16 protein-coding genes are annotated in these 17,591 nt (G+C 60.5%); 11 read left to right on the top strand and 5 right to left on the bottom strand.

The features are described 5' to 3' along the window. Window positions 1-2 precede the first annotated feature (2 nt). Window positions 3-1,034, bottom strand: a complete 1,032-nt coding sequence (locus tag ACSOSP_RS12595) for a 5-oxoprolinase subunit C family protein (protein ID WP_455307073.1) — start codon at window positions 1,032-1,034, stop codon at window positions 3-5. Continuing rightward, on the bottom strand, window positions 1,031-1,684 hold the full coding sequence (gene pxpB / locus ACSOSP_RS12590; protein WP_455307071.1) for a 5-oxoprolinase subunit PxpB: 654 nt from the start codon (window positions 1,682-1,684) through the stop codon (window positions 1,031-1,033). Before pxpB ends, ACSOSP_RS12595 begins: the two co-directional genes overlap by 4 nt. Before the next feature lie 185 nt (window positions 1,685-1,869). Between pxpB and ACSOSP_RS12585 the strand changes: the two genes are divergently transcribed. Further along, window positions 1,870-2,382, top strand: a complete 513-nt coding sequence (locus ACSOSP_RS12585) for a winged helix DNA-binding protein (RefSeq protein WP_455307069.1) — start codon at window positions 1,870-1,872, stop codon at window positions 2,380-2,382. 962 nt (window positions 2,383-3,344) lie between these two features. Here the strand turns inward: ACSOSP_RS12585 and ACSOSP_RS12580 are convergent. After that, on the bottom strand, window positions 3,345-3,938 hold the full coding sequence (locus ACSOSP_RS12580; protein WP_455307067.1) for a 5-formyltetrahydrofolate cyclo-ligase: 594 nt from the start codon (window positions 3,936-3,938) through the stop codon (window positions 3,345-3,347). 23 nt (window positions 3,939-3,961) lie between these two features. Here ACSOSP_RS12580 and ACSOSP_RS12575 point away from each other — a divergent pair, with 23 nt between their 5' ends. The 4 genes from ACSOSP_RS12575 to ACSOSP_RS12560 all read left to right on the top strand — a co-directional run bounded on the left by ACSOSP_RS12575 (window position 3,962) and on the right by ACSOSP_RS12560 (window position 8,906). Beyond that, on the top strand, window positions 3,962-5,932 hold the full coding sequence (locus tag ACSOSP_RS12575) for a transglycosylase SLT domain-containing protein (protein ID WP_455307065.1): 1,971 nt from the start codon (window positions 3,962-3,964) through the stop codon (window positions 5,930-5,932). A 118-nt stretch (window positions 5,933-6,050) separates the two neighbouring features. Continuing rightward, window positions 6,051-7,007 (top strand): complex I NDUFA9 subunit family protein, encoded by a 957-nt coding sequence (locus ACSOSP_RS12570; protein WP_455307064.1) that lies wholly within the window; start codon window positions 6,051-6,053, stop codon window positions 7,005-7,007. Between the two features lie 43 nt (window positions 7,008-7,050). Continuing rightward, window positions 7,051-7,671 carry a glutathione S-transferase family protein gene (locus ACSOSP_RS12565; protein ID WP_455307062.1) on the top strand — a complete coding sequence of 207 codons (621 nt, stop codon included), beginning with the start codon at window positions 7,051-7,053 and terminating at the stop codon, window positions 7,669-7,671. Continuing rightward, the gene (locus ACSOSP_RS12560; protein WP_455307060.1) at window positions 7,668-8,906 is read left to right on the top strand and encodes a multifunctional CCA addition/repair protein; all 1,239 of its coding nucleotides are present in this window, start codon (window positions 7,668-7,670) and stop codon (window positions 8,904-8,906) included. Before ACSOSP_RS12565 ends, ACSOSP_RS12560 begins: the two co-directional genes overlap by 4 nt. Here the strand turns inward: ACSOSP_RS12560 and ACSOSP_RS12555 are convergent. Together ACSOSP_RS12555 and ACSOSP_RS12550 are read right to left on the bottom strand one after the other, a co-directional pair. After that, window positions 8,903-9,097: a DUF2905 domain-containing protein gene (locus tag ACSOSP_RS12555; protein WP_031362236.1), complete on the bottom strand. Its 195-nt coding sequence runs from the start codon at window positions 9,095-9,097 to the stop codon at window positions 8,903-8,905. The genes ACSOSP_RS12560 and ACSOSP_RS12555 overlap by 4 nt on opposite strands. Window positions 9,098-9,101: 4 nt before the next feature. Then, window positions 9,102-10,316, bottom strand: a complete 1,215-nt coding sequence (locus ACSOSP_RS12550; RefSeq protein ID WP_455307057.1) for a class I SAM-dependent methyltransferase — start codon at window positions 10,314-10,316, stop codon at window positions 9,102-9,104. 13 nt (window positions 10,317-10,329) lie between these two features. Here ACSOSP_RS12550 and ACSOSP_RS12545 point away from each other — a divergent pair, with 13 nt between their 5' ends. From ACSOSP_RS12545 to ACSOSP_RS12520, 6 genes are all read left to right on the top strand, one after another. Then, window positions 10,330-11,169, top strand: coding sequence for an SDR family oxidoreductase (locus ACSOSP_RS12545; RefSeq protein WP_455307055.1), 840 nt, complete (start codon window positions 10,330-10,332; stop codon window positions 11,167-11,169). Between the two features lie 50 nt (window positions 11,170-11,219). After that, window positions 11,220-11,621 carry a dihydroneopterin aldolase gene (locus ACSOSP_RS12540; RefSeq protein ID WP_097260064.1) on the top strand — a complete coding sequence of 134 codons (402 nt, stop codon included), beginning with the start codon at window positions 11,220-11,222 and terminating at the stop codon, window positions 11,619-11,621. Between the two features lie 56 nt (window positions 11,622-11,677). After that, window positions 11,678-12,586: a tRNA 2-thiocytidine(32) synthetase TtcA gene (ttcA, locus tag ACSOSP_RS12535; protein ID WP_455310943.1), complete on the top strand. Its 909-nt coding sequence runs from the start codon at window positions 11,678-11,680 to the stop codon at window positions 12,584-12,586. A 111-nt stretch (window positions 12,587-12,697) separates the two neighbouring features. Continuing rightward, window positions 12,698-14,059: a bifunctional UDP-N-acetylglucosamine diphosphorylase/glucosamine-1-phosphate N-acetyltransferase GlmU gene (glmU, locus tag ACSOSP_RS12530; protein WP_455307053.1), complete on the top strand. Its 1,362-nt coding sequence runs from the start codon at window positions 12,698-12,700 to the stop codon at window positions 14,057-14,059. Between the two features lie 98 nt (window positions 14,060-14,157). Next, complete coding sequence (gene glmS / locus ACSOSP_RS12525; RefSeq protein WP_455307051.1) at window positions 14,158-15,975, top strand: glutamine--fructose-6-phosphate transaminase (isomerizing); 1,818 nt, start codon at window positions 14,158-14,160, stop codon at window positions 15,973-15,975. 858 nt (window positions 15,976-16,833) lie between these two features. After that, complete coding sequence (locus ACSOSP_RS12520) at window positions 16,834-17,583, top strand: DUF5131 family protein (RefSeq protein WP_455307049.1); 750 nt, start codon at window positions 16,834-16,836, stop codon at window positions 17,581-17,583. The last annotated feature ends 8 nt before the right edge of the window (window positions 17,584-17,591 follow it).

Below are 17,591 nucleotides of genomic sequence, written 5' to 3'. Positions count from 1 at the left end.
ATTTACCGGCCGAGGCGTTCCGCGTGCATCGCGATCGCCGATTCGACCTGTTTCACATACATGCGCTCTTCCGCCAGCGCGTGACGCGCGGCTTCCACCGTTGTTTCGATAAAGCGCACACCGCTGTTGAGCCGCGCTTGCGCGAGCTTCCACAAGTCGGCCTTGATGACCGAGCCTATTTTTGGATAACCGCCGGTGGTCTGGGCGTCGCCCATCAGCACGATCGGCTGACCGTTCGGCGGGACTTGAATCGTGCCGGGCAGCACGGCGTGGGACAAAAGGTCGGCTTTATCGCCGCGTTCCAGCACTGTGCCGGCGAGCCGGAAACCCATGCGGTTGCTGTTCGGCGTGATCGTCCACTCCTCGTTCCAGAAGTCGCGCTGGGCCGTCTGCGTGAAGGTCTCGTATTCGGGACCGCGCAGCACGCGGATTGGCAGCGACCATGAATTGCCCGGCGTGTGCTTGCCGCGCCGTACCGGTTCTTCCACATACACGAACTTGCACCACGCGGGCGCTTTCACGCCAAAGGCCGTTCCCGCCGATGAAAACACCGCGCTCTTGTTCGGCTGAGGCACGCCCGTGGCCAAACGGTCGCCGTCGCGCAACGCCCGGCCGCCCAGACCGCCGAAGCACGCGCCGAGGTCGGTGCTGCGGGAACCGAGCATGGGCAGGACATCGATACCGCCCGCCACGCACACGTAACCGCGCATGCCGTGCCGCGCTCCGCGCAACGTCAGTTCCTGGCCGGCCTGGACCGGCAGGCTCCACCACGAATAGACGGGTTTATCGTCCAGCGTTGCAGCGAAATCCGTACCTGTGATTGCGATGCGCGTGGCGCGCGTGAAGCGCAGCGTGGTGGGTCCGAGCGTCAGTTCGATGCCGGCCGCGTCGGGCTTGTTGCCCACGATGCGGTTGCCGACTTCCAGCGACAACGCGTCGAGTGCGCCGCCCGCACTGACACCCAGGTGCCGATACCCCGCGCGTCCAAGATCCTGCACGGAGGAGAGCATGCCGGCGCGAACGACGTCGATCATGCGAGCACCTCCAGCGCGGTAAAACGCACGTGATCGCCGGGTTGCATCAGGGTGGGCGGGTTGCGGGCGGGATCGAAGAGTTTGAGATCCGTGCGTCCGAGGAGTTGCCAGCCACCTGGCGACACCGCCGGATAAATGCCCGTCTGCTCCCCGCCGATACCCACCGACCCGGCCGGCACTTCCAGCCGCGGTTTGGGATGACGGGGCGCGTGCAGCGTGGGATCGAGGCCGCCGAGGTAGGCAAAGCCGGGCTGAAACCCGAGGAAAAATACGATGTAGTCGGCTTGGGTGTGGCGCTTCACGAGTTCATCGACGCTCAGGTCCAACTGCTTCGCCAGCGACGCGAGATCGGGTCCGTCAGCGCCGCCGTAGCGCACGGGAATGTCGATTTCGTTCGTGCCCACCTCGACCTCGGCTGCTTGCTCCCACGCGTTTTTCATTTGGCTGGCGAGGTCGGCGGGGTCGGCCTGGAGGGGATCGAAGACGAGCGTCAGGTTGTTCATGCCCGGCACGACTTCCACGACGTGCGGCCACAGGCGCGCCGCGTCGGCGAGCGCCCACATTCGTCGCTGGCATTCAAGCGTGGCGGGCGGCGGCGCGACGCAAACAAGCGCGGTGTCGCCGAGTGGGTGAATTTTGGGTGTTGTCATGCTGGGTTTTGCCGGTAATCGAGCGGGCGCTGGAACGAAAGTCGGAGGACTAGTCGTCTCGACGCTAGCTCGGGAATGTACATTGTTAAGAATTTATCGACAATTTATCAATAAGAATTTAGACATGGCGGTGAATTTCGTTCGATACGCTAAACTCGCCGACATATTGTTCTGTCTATATATCCATGGCCCGTCATCCGACCAAGATTGTTTCGTCCGAGCATCTCGTCTCGGAAACGAGCGCCGAGTTGTCCGAGTTTGAATATGGCCTGATCATGGCCGGTAATGCTTTCAACCGCTGGATGGTTCGATGCATGTCGGCGGCGGGCGCGAAGGACATGACGGCGGTGGAAGTATCGCTGCTGCATCATGTGAGTCATCGGGACCGGAAGAAAAAGATTGCCGATATCTGCTTTGTTCTCAATATAGAGGACACGCACGTTGCCAGCTATGCCATTAAGAAACTGATGGCGCGGGGCTATGTGAAGAGCGAAAAAGTGGGAAAGGAGGTGTTCTTTTCCGCAACGCCGGCGGGGCGGGAGTTGTGCGGGAAGTACCGGGAGGTGCGGGAGAATTGTTTGATCAGCACGTTGAAGGAGAGCGGGCTGACCAACGAGCAGATAGGCGAGGCGGCGCAATTGCTGCGAAATGCATCGGGACTCTACGATACGGCGGCTAGGGCTGCAGCCTCGTTATAGGGGGGGGCGTTCGCACTGTTTTGGGGGTTGGGGTTGGTGCCGGGTTGCTAGGTTTTAGGGTTAGCGGTCTGAGTCAATGCCGGGTTGCTGCTTTCGGGGTTAGTGGTCTGCGTGAGAGAGCTATTTTCTTTATCACTATTAGCCACTGCGCGTGGCGGCGCGTCATTTCTTTGTCCAAAGCGACAAAGAAACGAAGCAAAGAAAGCGCTTTCAAAACGCGGGCCCATAAGTTGACCTAGCGTGCAGTTCCTGCGTTTTTGGCACCCCAAAAGCACGGTGCTCGCCAGAACGACGGATGTTTGAACCCCTCCTTCTCGCGAATCCTGACACGAACACGCTTCGCCCCGTACGCTCTCGGGCAAGCACGCTTGCCAAGAAACCCGCACGGCCCCACACGTATTTACGGCTACAGGTCTTCATGAGTTAGCCGTTTGGTCGGCATGATCGGCCCGGTTATTTTTGCTGGTTGGGCCTCATCTATCCGAGCACCTTGTTTCGAGGCGGGTTGGCGACGTGGTTCGGCGTGCGTACAAATTCGAAGGATGGTTGTCCGCGGATAGCGCGGAGTGCCCCTTGGGCAGGTTCAGTCACTGGTGGCGAAGCGTGTGGGTATCGGTGTTCGGAGAAGGAGGGTTTCACACATCCGTGGCTCTTGCGAGCACCGTGCTTTTGGGGTGCCAAAAACGTGGAAACTGCACGCTAGGTCAACTTACGAGCCCGCGTTTTGAAAGCGCTTTCTTTGCTTCGTTTCTTTGTCGCTTTGGACAAAGAAATGACGCGCCGCCACGCGCAGTGGCTAAAAGTGATAAAGAAATGAGCCAACGCAAGCAGGCCGCTAAGGCCGAAAGCAGCAACCCGGCACTGACCCCGACCGCTAACGCAGGAATCTAGCAACCCGGCAATGACTCCGACCGCTAACCCAGAACCCCACCCCCACCAAACCCGTCCACCGGTGCGAACACTCAATACACCGCTGATTCGGTCACAATCGCCCCGAGGGGCAAATCAAATTCCCCCCTCGGAAGGGCATCACACTTGGCAGATTCAAAAGCCACCCCAATCGTCGCCGGCGCCAGGCCCCCCGGCCAATCAGCCAGCGTCCGATCGTAATACCCTCCGCCATACCCGAGCCGATATCGATCAGCATCAAAACCCACACATGGAATGACGAGCAAGTCCGGCACGACCACATGCTCCTCCGCCGGCACGGGAATGCCATACCGCCCCTTCTTCATCGCCACATTCGGCTGCCACGCATGAAAAACCAGCGGCGCCCTGGGCGCAATCACCACCGGCAATGCAGCCTTGCGCGATGCATTCAGCGCCAGCCAGACAGTCAGCACATCACGCGCATCGAACTCCGCCGCGACCGGCCAATAAAAACCAATGCACGACGCTTTCGGATGACGCGCAACCGCTTCCATCAAACGCCGCGCCAACGCTTCGCCACGTGCGTCCTGATCGGCCCGAGCGCCTTGCGCCTCGCGGGTTGCAAGCAGGGTTGCACGCAGCGCGCTTTTGGTTTCCAGCAGGGGGTTGCGTGCTATGCTTTGCATCACTTCGCGCTCCAGAAATAACGATGTCAAAACGTCTCAAACGAGTATATCTCGCAGCCGCAACCGCGCTCGCCGCGTTCACGCTGATCGGATGCGGTACCGCCTCCGCCGTGCGCCCGACAGCCGCTGATTATTCGCTCTCACCCGACGACCGCATCTTCATCCAGTTGCGCGAAGCCGCGCGCTCGAATGACGCCGGCCGTGCCATGCAACTCGCCGCGCAAATTCCGAATTATCCGGCGCCGGGTTATATCGATTACTTCACCATCAAGCCGCAACTCTTCGACTCGCAAGGACACGCGCGCATCGACGCACCGGACGAGCCGGTGCTCGCGTTCCTGCAGCGCTACGACGGCCAGGCCATCGCCGACCGCATGCGCAACGACTACCTCACCGTGCTCGGCGCTCGCCACGACTGGCGCAATTTCCTCGATCAGTATTCGCGCTTCGTACTCAACGACGACACGCAGGTGAAATGCTACGCGCTTGAAGCGCGAGCATCGCGCGGAGAGAATGTCGCTGACGCCGCTCGCGCTCTGCTCGTCGATCCAAAGTGGTATGGCGATGGTTGCGTCGACCTGATCAACGCACTGGCCGTCTCGCAGCAATTCACCGCCGACGACGTCTGGCAGCAAATCCGCCTCGCCTACGAGCAGAACTACACGAACACCGGCAGCAAGATCGCGGACGCACTCGGCCAGCAACGCCCGGATCAAAGCGTCTTCGACACCGCCGCCAACACCCCGCCGCTGTATCTCGCACGCGGCGTAGGTCGCGACACGTCATCGCATCAACTGGCGCTCGTCGCCATCACGCGCATGGCGCGCAACGATCCGGCCATGGCAGCGGCATCGTTCAGCTCGGTTGCGCCGGCATTGACGCCGACGGAACGCGCTATCGGCTGGGGCACGATCGCTTATCAGGCCGCATCGAAGCGCATGCCGAGCGCGGTCGACTGGTACCGGCTTTCGGTGAACGCGCCGTTGTCGAATCCCGCCTATGAATGGCGCACGCGCAGCGCATTGCTCGCCGGCGACTGGACCATGGTGCGCTGGTCGATCGAACAAATGCCGCCCACGCTGCGCAACCAGCCTGCGTGGATCTACTGGCACGCGCGCGCACTGAAGCAAGCCGGCGACACCGCCACGGCCAATCAGGAATTCACGGGCATTGCGGATCAGTTCAACTTCTACGGCCAGTTGGCGTCTGAAGAACTTGGCCAGAAGATCACGGTGCCGCCGCGCACGGAAGTCAGCGACGCCGAAGTCGCCCAGGCTGCGGCGGTGCCGGGTTTTGCGCTGTCGCAGAAGTTCTACGCCATGAACCTCCGGCTCGAAGGCAATCGCGAATGGAACTGGCCGCTGCGTACCATGACGGATCGGCAATTGATCGCGGCTGCGCAGTATGCAAAGCGGATCGAATTGTTCGACCGCGCGGTGAACACGGCGGATAAAACCAAGACCGAGCACGATTTCTCATTGCGGTATCTGTCGCCGTATCGTGATGTGGTCGAGCGTGAGTCGAAGAACACCGGACTCGATGTCGAATGGGCATATGGCCTGATTCGCCAGGAATCGCGTTTCATCATCAACGCGAAGTCGGAAGTGGGCGCGGGCGGCCTCATGCAGTTGATGCCCGGCACCGCGCAACTCGTGGCGAAGAAAATCGGCATGGGGCCCATCTCGCGTGAACAGATGAACGACCTCGATACCAACATCCTGCTCGGCACGAATTATCTGGCGATGGTCTATAACCAGTTCGACGATTCCGCCGTCCTCGCCACCGCCGGTTATAACGCTGGCCCGGGACGCCCGACGCAGTGGCGTTCCACGCTCAGCGCACCGGTAGAGGGTGCGATTTTTGCTGAAACCATTCCGTTCACCGAAACCCGCGATTACGTCAAGAACGTGCTCTCGAACACCGTGTACTATGCGGCGCTGTTCGAAGGGCGGCCGCAATCGCTGAAAACGCGGCTCGGTTATATCGCGCCGTAAGGGGCCTGCAACCAGACTCGCCGCGCGTTTCGCTTTTCCGGTTTGAACGGTCAGTCGAAAGTCACGCGCGGCGCTGCCGCCCCGAGGCTTTCGCGGACCGCCACTTATGGAGGCGAAGATGCGGCATCAAACCATTGCGTTGATCGGCGGATCGGGGTTTATCGGCAGTCATCTGGTGAATGCGCTTGTCGCGCTTGGCAAGAACGTGCGTATCGCCACGCGGCGTCGCGAGAATGCGGCGCACCTGACGCTGCTGCCCGTGGATGTGATCGAAACCAATCTCTTCGATCCCGTCCAGCTTGCCGCCTTCGTCTCTCAAGCCGATGCAGTGATCAACCTGGTCGGCATTCTGCAAGGCAGGCGCGGCGATCCCTACGGTCCGCAATTCGCCAAGGCGCATGTCGAGTTGCCCAGCAAGATCGTGGCTGCGTGTCAGGCGAAGGGCGTGCGGCGCCTGATCCACATGAGCGCACTTGGCGCGGATCCGAAAGGGCCGAGCATGTATCTGCGCTCCAAGGGCGACGGCGAAAAAGCCGTGCGCGAATCGAATCTGGCCACCACGATCTTTCGTCCATCGGTGGTGTTCGGTCCCGAAGACAACTTCCTGAATCAGTTCGCGTTTCTCGAGCGAATCTTTCCGGTGATTCCGCTGGCGTGCTCGCAGGCCAAGTTCCAGCCGGTTTTTGTCGGCGACGTTGCCAAGGCATTTGCCAACGTGCTCGATCTGGATGCCGCTTCCGGCCGCGTGTATGAACTCGCCGGACCGACGGTGTACACGCTCGAAGAACTGGTCCGGTTCAGCGGCGCGGCGATCGGCAAAAACGCGAAGATCATCCGTTTGCCCGATATGCTGGGCCGCCTCCAGGCGATGTCGCTTGAACTCGCGCCCGGCGAACCCATGATGTCGCGCGATAATCTCGATTCGATGAAAACGCCCAACATAGCAAGCGGACCGATGGCGCCGGAACTCGGCATCGAAGAACCGGCGAGCATTGAAGCCATTGCGCCGATGTACCTCACGGGTTCATCGTCGCGTTCGCGCTTCAATACGTTTCGCGCGTCCGCCGGCCGTTGAACGGTGTGTTCCTTAAGCAGTGCCTTAACCCAAGATATTTGCGATGAAACTCATTATCGGTGACAAGAACGTGTCGTCGTGGTCCATGCGGCCGTGGCTCGTGCTCAAGCACTTCGGCATTCCTTTCGAGGAAACGATGATCCGCCTCGGCCAGCCGGATTCGAGCGCAAATATCCTCGCGCATTCGCCGTCGGGGAAAGTGCCTTGCCTCGTGACCGATGCCGGCGACGCCGTGTGGGAATCGGCCGCGATCATGGAGACCCTGGCGGAGTTGTTCCCGCAGCACGCCATGTGGCCGCGCGATGTGGCCTCGCGGGCGCACGCTCGCAGCATCAGCGCGGAGATGCACGCGGGGTTCGCGGATCTGCGCGAGCAGATGTCGATGAATATCCAGCATCAGGCCTTCGGCCAGACCCTTACTGCGGGCGCGCTGGCGAACGTTAAACGGATCGACCTGATCTGGCGCAATTGTCTCGACGCGCACGGTGGCCCGTTCCTGTTCGGCAAGGAGTTCGGTATTGCCGACGCCATGTACGCGCCGGTCGTCATGCGCTTCAATTCCTACGCGCCCAAGCTGAGCGAAGCGGCACTTGCCTACGCCGCTCGCATCACCGCGCTGCCGGAGGTGGTGGAGTGGATTGAAGGCGCACGGAACGAACGATGAACATTTACGCCGTGGGCGGCGCGATCCGCGATGACATGCTCGGCCTGCCGGTTCAGGACCGCGATTATGTCGTGGTCGGTGCGACGCCCGAGCAGATGACGGCGCAAGGTTTCAAGCCCGTCGGCCGAGATTTCCCCGTGTTTTTGCATCCGCAAACGCACGAGGAATATGCGCTCGCGCGGACCGAGCGGAAGACATCGGCGGGATATCACGGCTTTCAGTTTTTCTACGCGCCTGACGTCACGCTGGAAGAAGATCTCGCGCGCCGCGATCTGACCGTCAACGCAATGGCGCGCGAAGTGCGCCCGGATGGCGAGCTGACCGGGCCGGTCATCGATCCGTTCAATGGCCGTGCCGATATTGACGCACGCGTGTTCCGGCACGTGGGTGAAGCGTTTATCGAAGATCCGGTGCGGATTTTGCGGATCGCGCGATTTGCCGCGCGTTTCGCGGATTTTTCGATCGCTGACGAAACGCTCGCGCTGATGAAACGCATGGTCGCGGATGGCGAAGTCGATGCGCTCGTGCCCGAGCGCGTGTGGCAGGAGGTGTCGCGCGGCTTGATGGAGAAGACGCCGTCACGGATGTTCGACGTGCTGCGAGAATGCGGCGCGCTCGAGCGGATTTTGCCGGAGGTGGATTCGCTGTGGGGCGTGCCGCAACGCGCCGACTATCACCCGGAAGTCGATACCGGCGTGCACGTAATGATGGTTTTGGATTACGCGGCGGCGCACGGTTATGCGCTGCCGGTGCGCTTTGCCGCGCTGACGCATGATCTCGGCAAGGCGACCACGCCTGACGATATCCTGCCGCGCCACATCGGCCATGAAGGGCGCAGCGTCGATCTGCTGAAGCCGTTGTGCGAGCGTTTGCGCGTGCCGAACGACTGCCGCGATCTCGCGCTGCTGGTGGCGCGTGAGCACGGCAATATTCATCGGGTGATGGAGTTCGGGGCGGCGGCGCTGGTGCGTTTGTTCGAGCGTTGTGACGCGCTGCGCAAGCCCGCTCGCTTTGCGGAAGCGCTGCAAGCCTGTGTCTCCGATGCCCGCGGCCGGCTCGGTTTGCGCCAGCAACCGTATCCGCAGGCCGAGCGCTTGCGCGAAGCGTTGGTGGCGGCGCGTTCAGTCGATGCCGGCTCCGTCGCGCAGCAGTTCGCAAACGAGCCGGGGAAGATCAAGGACGCGGTTCACGCTGCGCGCGTGGCGGCAGTGGACGCAGTGCTTCCGCGCAGTTAAAGCGCTCGCGCCAGCAACGACAACACGAGCGACAGCAAAATGGTCGACATGAACGGGAACGGATATTCCCGTCCGAACAGGCGCAGCGTGAAATCGCCGGGTAACCTGCCGATGCCGAGTTTTTTCATCCACGGCAAACACGCCGAGAGAATCGACAAAGCAATAAACGTGGTGAGTACCCAGCGGATCATGATTTCAAAGGGTATGTGAGCGGTCGCCGGACGAGAACGCAGCCAGCGTGTCGTCAATACCGCGCGAAAACGCGATCACCTTGAACAACTCGCCCATTTCCGCCTCCGATAATAACTTCTGAACCGCATTCGCAGCCGGTAGAAAACGCCGGACATCTGAAGGATCGAGGTCGGAAAGCGCATCGGTGATACCGGCGTTCATCAGGAAACGCGCCTGCGACGTGAAGCCGAGCAGATCGGCGCCCGCTTCCGTGCCGGCCTCCGCGATTCCCGAAAACTCCACGTGCGCCGTGATGTCCTGCAACCCGGGATACAAGAACGGATCGCCGTGCGCCCGATGCCGGTAATGGCACATGAGCGTGCCCTGCGCGCGCTGCGCGTGATAAAACTCGCGCCGCGGAAAGCCGTAGTCGATGAAAAACGCCGCGCCGCGCGTGAGCATCGTGCAAATGGTGCGCGTGAAAGCCAGCGCCGCTTCGTGCGTCTCGCTCAGGTATTCGATGAACGGCTCGTCGTTGACTTCATCGATGGTCGCATCGATTTCGGCCAGCAGCGGGTCGTCCAGAGCGGCCAGCAAGGGTTTGTCGTCGAACGCGAAACGATTGTTCGTCCACGACACGCCGCGCTCATGCCACACGCCCAGTTTGCGCACGACCAGACGCACGGGCATGGCGTCGAGCACTTCGTTGCCGATTACCACGCCTTCGAATTGCTCCGGCAAAGCACTGAGCCATTTCACCTTCGATGCGAGTTCTGGCGCATCGGCTTCAATCGTGACCCGCTGGCGTTGCTGCAATTCCCCTGATAAATCGACGATTGCGTAGCTATCGAAGGGGACGTCGAGCGCTTGAAGCGCGTTGAGCAAGCCCGCGGCGAGCTTGCCCGTTCCGGCGCCAAATTCCATCACATTGCGCGTGCCGCTGTCGCGTAAGGCTTGAGCGACGGGCCGCGCGAGCGTCGCCGAGAACAGCGGCGACATTTCCGGGGCGGTGACGAAGTCGCTGCCATCGTCGCCGCGTTTGCCGAATTTCATCGCACCGCCGCTGTAATAGCCGAGGCCCGGCGCATAAAGGGCCAGTTCCATATACCGGCTGAACGGCAGCCAGCCGCCCGCCGATGCGATTTCCGCCCGGATGCGTGCTGTCAGCAACTCGGACTGCGCGAGCGCGTCGGAGCCGGGAACGGGTAAACTGTCGGATTCGTGAGCTTTTGGATTCATTCCGGCATTGTAAATGAGCGTTTCTACGTCCACTTCTCCAGATTCTTCCGCGCCGATAGCGCGCGTGGTGCTGATTACCGGCGCGGCAAAGCGCATCGGCCGCGGGCTGGCGCTCGGTTTCGCGGCGCGCGGCTGGGACGTCGCCGTGCATTTTGGCGGTTCTGAGGGCGAGGCGCAGGAAGTCGTCCAGTCGATACGCGCCCTCGGCCGCCGGGCGGTCGCGCTGCGCGCAGATCTTGGCGTGGAAAGCGATGTGGCGCGGCTGGTGCCGGGGTGTATCGATGCGTTGGGTGGTCTGCATTGCGTGGTGAACAACGCGTCGAGTTTTGTCGAAGATACCGCGCGCGACTTCAGCTACCCGCGCCTGCTCGAGATGATGGCGATCAATGTCGGCGCGCCGCTGGCATTGGCGCGTGCGCTGTTCGACGCCACGCCCGATGCCGCCGCCGACGATGACACCCGGCGCGGCTGCGTGATCAACGTGCTCGACCAGAAGCTGTACAACATGAATCCCGATTACCTGTCGTACACGCTGACCAAGGCGGCGCTGGAAAATGCAACCGTCGCGCTCGCCCAGGCGCTTGCGCCGAAGTTGCGCGTGGTCGGGCTGGCGCCGGGCCTCACGTTGCAATCCGCCGGTCAGACGGCCAGCGAGTTCGAGGCCGCGCACAAGGTAACGCCGCTGGGCCGGGCTTCGCGGGTGGAAGATGTAGTGGCCGCCGCCTGTTATCTCGCCGACGCGGCGGGCGTGACGGGTACGACGCTGGTCGTCGATGGCGGGCAGCATCTCGTGCCGTCGCCGCGCGACATCATGTTCTTGACCGCAGGCCGCGCTCCGGGCGGCGGTGTTTAGTGCGTCGGTCTTAGTAAGTTAATCTGAATTTGAATCACCAGGACATCACCATGCTTGCCGCACTTTCGCATCCCCGGCTGGCCGATTGCCGGCGGCTTTTTCTGCGCAACTACGAAGTGCGCATCAACATTGGCGTGCACGATTTCGAAAAGCAGGGCGAGCAGCGCGTGGTGATCAACGTGGAATTGTTCGTGCCGCTGGCGTTATCGACGCCGACCGAGGACAAGCTGCGCGAAGTCGTCGACTACGACTTCATGCGCTCGACTATCGCCAAACGCGTGGGCAGAGGGCATATCCACTTGCAGGAAACGCTCTGCGATGACGTCGCCGCGGCGTTGCTGGAACATCCCAATGTGCGTGCCGTGGTGGTATCGACGGAAAAGCCGGACGTTTATCCCGACTGCGATGCCGTGGGCGTCGAAGTCTTTCGCATCAAAGAGGTGACAGCATGAGTTCGCTAACGGAAACGGAAGCGCCGGTGGTTCAGGAGTTGGCATCCGTCCCGACAATGCGCGAGCCCCTGACGCGCCGCGAGCAGAAGCAGGCCTACGAGAACAACAAGTTGTTCAAGCGGCTGGCGCGACAGGTGGGCGAGGCCGTTACCGACTACAACATGATCGAGGACGGCGACAAGGTCATGGTCTGCCTGTCCGGCGGCAAGGATTCGTACGCCATGCTCGAACTGCTGATGCGGCTGCGCGAACGCGCGCCGATCAACTTCGACATCGTGGCCGTGAATCTCGACCAGAAACAGCCGGGGTTTCCGGAGCATGTGTTGCCCCAGTATTTGAGCAAGCTGGATATCCCGTTTCATATCGAGAATCAGGATACGTACAGCATCGTCAAGCGGCTGGTGCCGGAAGGCAAGACGACGTGTTCGCTGTGCTCGCGATTGCGGCGCGGGATTTTGTATCGCGTGGCCGGTGAGCTCGGGGCGACGAAAATTGCGCTTGGGCATCATCGCGATGACATCCTGCAGACGCTGCTGCTGAATATGTTCTACGGCGGCAAGCTGAAGGGCATGCCGCCCAAGCTTCAATCCGACGATGGCAAGAACATCGTGATTCGGCCGCTAGCGTATGTGAAGGAACGGGATCTGGAGAAGTTTGCAGAGCTGCGCGAGTTCCCGATCATTCCGTGCAATCTGTGCGGCAGCCAGCCGAACCTGAAGCGCGCGGAAATGAAGGCCCTGATCCGCGATTGGGAGAAGCGTTTCCCGGGCCGCGTGGAGAACATGTTCAACGCGCTGGGGCACGTGGTGCCGTCGCATTTGATGGATCACGGGCTGTTTCCGTTTGCCGGATTGCGCGCGACGGGCGTGGCGGATGCGGATGGAGATATCGCGTTCGATGAAGACCCGTGTTCGACGGAAGCACCATCGAACACCATTTCGATTGTTCAGTTCGACGATATTTGATGCCGGGCCACAAGCCTGCAGAATCGTTGCTCAGCAAGGCCGCGCCCGGGTTTTCCGTCTACCCGGGCATGCTATATTGGCGGCTCCAAACACTTCAACGAAGCTGACGCCATGAACATTGTTATTTTGGCGGCAGGCATGGGCAAGCGCATGCGTTCCGCCTTGCCGAAAGTCCTTCATCCCCTGGCTGGCCGGCCGCTCCTCTCCCATGTGCTCGATGTTGCGCGGGCGCTGAAGCCCACGCGGCTTGTCGTCGTGATCGGACATGGCGGGGAACAGGTTCAAAAAGCAGTCGGCGCACCCGATGTCCAGTTTGCCGTGCAGGATCAGCAACTGGGCACAGGCCACGCGGTTCAGCAAGCGCTGCCGCTGCTCGACCCTTCCGTGCCTACGCTCATTCTCTACGGCGATGTGCCGCTTACCCGCGTCAGCACGCTGCAACGCCTGGCCGATGCGGCATCCGGCGGCCGCTATGGCGTCCTGACGGTCACGCTGGCCGATCCGACCGGGTACGGGCGCATCGTGCGTGATCCGACGGGCGCCGTGCAGTGCATTGTCGAGCAGAAAGACGCAAATGCCGGCCAACTGACGATTGCCGAGATCAACACCGGCATTGTCATCACGCCGACTGCGCAGTTGAGCGAATGGCTGGCATCGCTGAAAAACGACAACACGCAGGGGGAGTTTTATCTCACCGATGTCGTCGAGCGCGCGCTCGAAGCCGGCATCGAAGTCGTTACATCGCAACCGGACGAAGAGTGGGAAACGCTTGGCGTGAACAGCAAGCAGCAACTCGCCGAACTCGAGCGGATTCATCAAGGCAACATTGCCGAGGCGTTGCTCGTTGCCGGCGTCACGCTGCTGGACCCCAAGCGCATTGATGTGCGCGGCACGCTGACCTGCGGGCGCGATGTGTCTATCGACGTGAATTGTGTCTTCGAAGGCGATGTGACGCTGGCCGATAACGTGACCGTCGGGCCGAACTGCGTGATTCGCAATGCATCGATTGGCGCGGGCACGCGTATCGATGCGTTCACTCATATCGAGGGCGGTACGACCGGCGCGAATGTCGTGCTTGGACCGTATGCGCGCTTGCGACCGGGCGCTGTGCTCGGCGACGAGGCGCACGTCGGCAACTTTGTCGAAGTGAAGAATGCGGTGTTCGGGCGCGGGTCGAAGGCGAATCATTTGAGCTATATCGGTGACTCGGATATTGGGGCGCGGGTGAATATCGGCGCGGGCACGATCACGTGTAACTACGATGGCGCGAACAAATTCCGCACGGTGATCGAGGACGACGTGTTTGTCGGCTCCGATACCCAACTGGTTGCGCCGGTGCGTGTGGGGCGTGGTGCGTCCATCGCGGCCGGGACGACCGTCTGGAAGGATGTCGCGGAAGACCAGCTCGTGCTGAACGAAAAAACTCAGGTCAGTAAGAGCGGTTACGTACGGCCGACAAAAAAGAAAGCTTGAACAATCAGACGGCTCAGTCATGTGCTTGAGCGCGCGCCCTGGTGGCGAGCGCCGGGCGATTTCGAGCGATTCAAAAACAATCTGGAAAGGACGACGCCATGTGCGGAATTGTCGGCGCGGTTGCGCAACGTAACATCGTATCGGTGCTGGTCGAAGGTCTGAGGCGGCTGGAATATCGCGGCTACGATTCCTGCGGCGTCGCTGTCTTGGCCGTTGGCGAACCGAAGCGCGCGCGCAGCGTCGCGCGCGTGGCCGATCTCGCCGATCAGGTCCGCGATACGCATCTGGAAGGCGCAACCGGCATTGCGCATACTCGATGGGCGACGCACGGCGCACCCGTCACCGACAACGCGCATCCGATTTTTTCGCGTAACGAACTGGCGCTGGTGCATAACGGGATCATCGAGAACTACGAGACCTTGCGGACCATGCTGCGCGGGAAGGGCTACGAGTTTGTATCGCAGACGGACACCGAGGTCATCGCGCATTTGATCCACAGCATGTATCGCGGCGATCTGTTCCAGACCATGCGCGATGCCGTGAAGGAATTGCATGGCGCGTACGCCATTGCCGTGATTCACAAGGATCAGCCCCATACGGTGGTCGGCGCGCGGCAGGGGTCGCCGCTGGTGGTGGGTGTGGGCGATGGCGAGAACTTCCTCGCCTCCGATGCGCTCGCGCTCGCCGGCAGCACCGATCGTTTTGCGTTCCTCGATGAAGGCGATGTGGTCGAGATTACGCTGGACGGCGTGAAGATTGTCGATCGCGATGGAATGCCTGCCGAGCGTGAAGTGCGCGTGGTCGCGGCGTATGGCGGCGCGGTTGAACTTGGGCCGTATCGGCATTTCATGCAGAAGGAAATCTTCGAGCAGCCGCGTGCGATCACCGACACGATTCCCCAAACCGATCGTTTCTCCGCCGATTTGTTCGGGTCGGACGCGGCAGAGGTTTTCGCGGATATCGATAGCGTGCTCATTCTTGCTTGCGGCACGAGTTCGTATGCGGGCATGACGGCGAAGTACTGGCTTGAATCGGTTGCGAAGATTCCCACGCAAGTGGAGATTGCGAGTGAGTATAGGTATCGAGAGTCGGTGCCGAATCCACGGGCTTTGGTCGTGGTGATTTCGCAATCGGGTGAAACTGCGGACACGTTGGCTGCTTTGAAACACGCGCAAGGGCTGGGGCATAAACATACGCTCGCGGTTTGCAATGTGGCTTCCAGCGCGATGGTTCGGCTGACGAAGCTCGCGTTCTTGACGCATGCGGGGACTGAGATTGGGGTGGCTTCGACTAAGGCATTTACGACGCAGTTGGTGGGGATGTTTGTGTTGGCCGTTACGCTTGGGACGTTGCGTGGGCATGTGAGTGAAAAGCAGGAAACGGATTATCTGACGCAGTTGCGGCATTTGCCGGCGGCGCTAAATAGCGTGCTGGCGCTGGAGCCGCAGATCATCGCCTGGTCGGAGGAGTTTTCACGCAAGGAGAATGCGCTGTTTCTCGGGCGTGGACTGCATTATCCGATCGCACTTGAAGGCGCGTTGAAGCTTAAGGAGATCTCGTATATTCATGCGGAAGCTTATCCGGCCGGCGAGTTGAAGCATGGGCCTTTGGCGTTGGTGACTGAGGCGATGCCGGTGGTGACGGTTGCGCCTAATGACACGCTGCTGGAGAAGCTTAAGTCGAATATGCAGGAAGTTCGGGCGCGAGGGGGCGAGCTTTATGTTTTCGCGGATTCGGATACTCGGATTGTCAGCGAGGATGGGATTCACGTAATTCGGATGCCTGAGCATTATGGTTTGCTATCGCCGATTCTTCATGTTGTGCCGCTGCAGTTGCTGGCTTATCACACGGCTTGTGCTAGAGGGACGGATGTGGATAAGCCCAGGAATTTGGCGAAGAGTGTGACGGTGGAGTGAGGGGATTTTGGAAGAGCAAAGCCGATGGTTCGTGACAGTAAAGTTGCGAACGGTAAATTCAGATTGAAATGCTTGGTCCGTGACAATAAAGTTGCGAACTGAACAATAAAGTTGCGAACTAAGCGAGGGATCGAAACAATAAAGTTGCGAACCAATATAGAGCATCTGTCAAATCGTGTGGGGCGTCAGCGATCTTTGCCCCCCCTTGAAATAAACGCCGTTTTAACCGTGACGAATCGCAAAAGTATCTCCGGTGCTAGATGGGAGTGATCCTTTGCGGTATCTGGCGAAGTCGGTGGCGGTGGTGTGGGAGCGGTCGCTCCCAGTTGGCGATGTGCCGAGTTGCATTAGTTTCGGGTACGAGACCTCAATTAGGTTTGGTTACGGGTGCTCTCATTAGCGGCTGAGCCTTACCTGACAAGGCGTAACCAGAATTAATGACAAAGGGGCGCTGGAGCACTTTCCAGCGCCCCTTTTTTGCGATTGCCCTCAGATTCTTGCTTTGCGTGTCGTCGCAGCACACCATGCCCGAGATGTTCGCTGGAGATGTGCGTTCCTTGTCCTGTTCTAAAAACCTTGCTGGTATTGGCCGGGAGCACTTTCTCGGAACTCTTCGGCCGGCGCATAGGCCGCGCCTATTTCCTGCTATCACTCAATCATATTTACTCATCCACTGTATAAATATACAGTGCCGGTCTCTATACTGCTAAGGCACCTGACGCGAATGCGTGGTCCATTTTTCTCTCGTTTGTCACATGGAAGCATTCGGACAAACGCGACCACATGACGAAAGTATGGCTATTCCGTAGCAGCCGCAGGAAGCTCGATAAAATCGCAAACTAATTGAGAGGTCGAACAATGAGCGGCGGGCAAAGCAAGATTGAGTGGACGGAGCGCACGTGGAACCCGACTGTGGGTTGCACGAAAATCTCCAAGGGCTGCAAAAACTGCTACGCCGAAGGCATGGCGAAGCGTCTGCACGCCATGGGGACTCCAGGCTATGAAAATGGCTTCAAGCTGACCGTTCTGCCCAACCGCTTGGACGAGCCGCTGAAGCGGAAAAGCCCGACGGTCTACTTCGTCAACTCAATGTCGGACCTGTTCCATCGCTCCGTGTCGGACGCCTACATCACGCAGGTGTTCGATTCGATTCGAGCGTGCCCTCAGCACACCTTTCAGATACTCACGAAGCGCGCAGAGCGCTTGGCGTCCTATTGCAGCCGCCGAGAGATGCCAGCGAATGCTTGGCTTGGTGTGACCGTCGAGGACCGCCGGCACGGCCTACCAAGAATCGACGAGCTGCGCCGCGTGGAAGGCGGCGTTCGCTTCTTGTCCGTCGAGCCGCTACTCGAGGACTTGGGCACCCTAAATCTCGAGAAAATTGATTGGGTAATTGTCGGCGGGGAATCTGGCCCGAAGGCACGCCCGATGCACGAAGCCTGGGTGCAGAACGTCAAGGTTCAGTGCGAGGAGCGAGGCGTGAAGTTCTTCTTCAAGCAATGGGGCACGTGGGGGAGCGACGGCGTGCGCCGCTCCAAGACAGCCAACGGCCGGCTTCTTGAAGGGCGCACCTGGGACGATATGCCCGAACGAGGTCTGCTAACCTGACCGCGCCG

The organism is Caballeronia sp. KNU42 (genome assembly GCF_053760385.1).
Note: the sequence above shows the minus strand (reverse complement) of the source record. Positions and strands in the feature narration are given on the sequence as shown.

Bases quoted from the DNA above. Each gene is read 5' to 3' on its own strand.
- ttcA (WP_455310943.1), top strand. From the start codon at position 11,678: ATGCGCGAGCCCCTGACGCGCCGCGAGCAGAAGCAGGCCTACGAGAAC.
- ACSOSP_RS12545 (WP_455307055.1), top strand. From the start codon at position 10,330: ATGAGCGTTTCTACGTCCACTTCTCCAGATTCTTCCGCGCCGATAGCG.
- ACSOSP_RS12565 (WP_455307062.1), top strand. From the start codon at position 7,051: ATGAAACTCATTATCGGTGACAAGAACGTGTCGTCGTGGTCCATGCGG.
- ACSOSP_RS12540 (WP_097260064.1), top strand. From the start codon at position 11,220: ATGCTTGCCGCACTTTCGCATCCCCGGCTGGCCGATTGCCGGCGGCTT.
- pxpB (WP_455307071.1), bottom strand. From the start codon at position 1,684: ATGACAACACCCAAAATTCACCCACTCGGCGACACCGCGCTTGTTTGC.
- glmU (WP_455307053.1), top strand. From the start codon at position 12,698: ATGAACATTGTTATTTTGGCGGCAGGCATGGGCAAGCGCATGCGTTCC.
- ACSOSP_RS12555 (WP_031362236.1), bottom strand. From the start codon at position 9,097: ATGATCCGCTGGGTACTCACCACGTTTATTGCTTTGTCGATTCTCTCG.
- ACSOSP_RS12575 (WP_455307065.1), top strand. From the start codon at position 3,962: ATGTCAAAACGTCTCAAACGAGTATATCTCGCAGCCGCAACCGCGCTC.
- ACSOSP_RS12560 (WP_455307060.1), top strand. From the start codon at position 7,668: ATGAACATTTACGCCGTGGGCGGCGCGATCCGCGATGACATGCTCGGC.
- ACSOSP_RS12570 (WP_455307064.1), top strand. From the start codon at position 6,051: ATGCGGCATCAAACCATTGCGTTGATCGGCGGATCGGGGTTTATCGGC.
- ACSOSP_RS12580 (WP_455307067.1), bottom strand. From the start codon at position 3,938: ATGCAAAGCATAGCACGCAACCCCCTGCTGGAAACCAAAAGCGCGCTG.
- glmS (WP_455307051.1), top strand. From the start codon at position 14,158: ATGTGCGGAATTGTCGGCGCGGTTGCGCAACGTAACATCGTATCGGTG.
- ACSOSP_RS12585 (WP_455307069.1), top strand. From the start codon at position 1,870: ATGGCCCGTCATCCGACCAAGATTGTTTCGTCCGAGCATCTCGTCTCG.
- ACSOSP_RS12595 (WP_455307073.1), bottom strand. From the start codon at position 1,034: ATGATCGACGTCGTTCGCGCCGGCATGCTCTCCTCCGTGCAGGATCTT.
- ACSOSP_RS12520 (WP_455307049.1), top strand. From the start codon at position 16,834: ATGAGCGGCGGGCAAAGCAAGATTGAGTGGACGGAGCGCACGTGGAAC.
- ACSOSP_RS12550 (WP_455307057.1), bottom strand. From the start codon at position 10,316: ATGAATCCAAAAGCTCACGAATCCGACAGTTTACCCGTTCCCGGCTCC.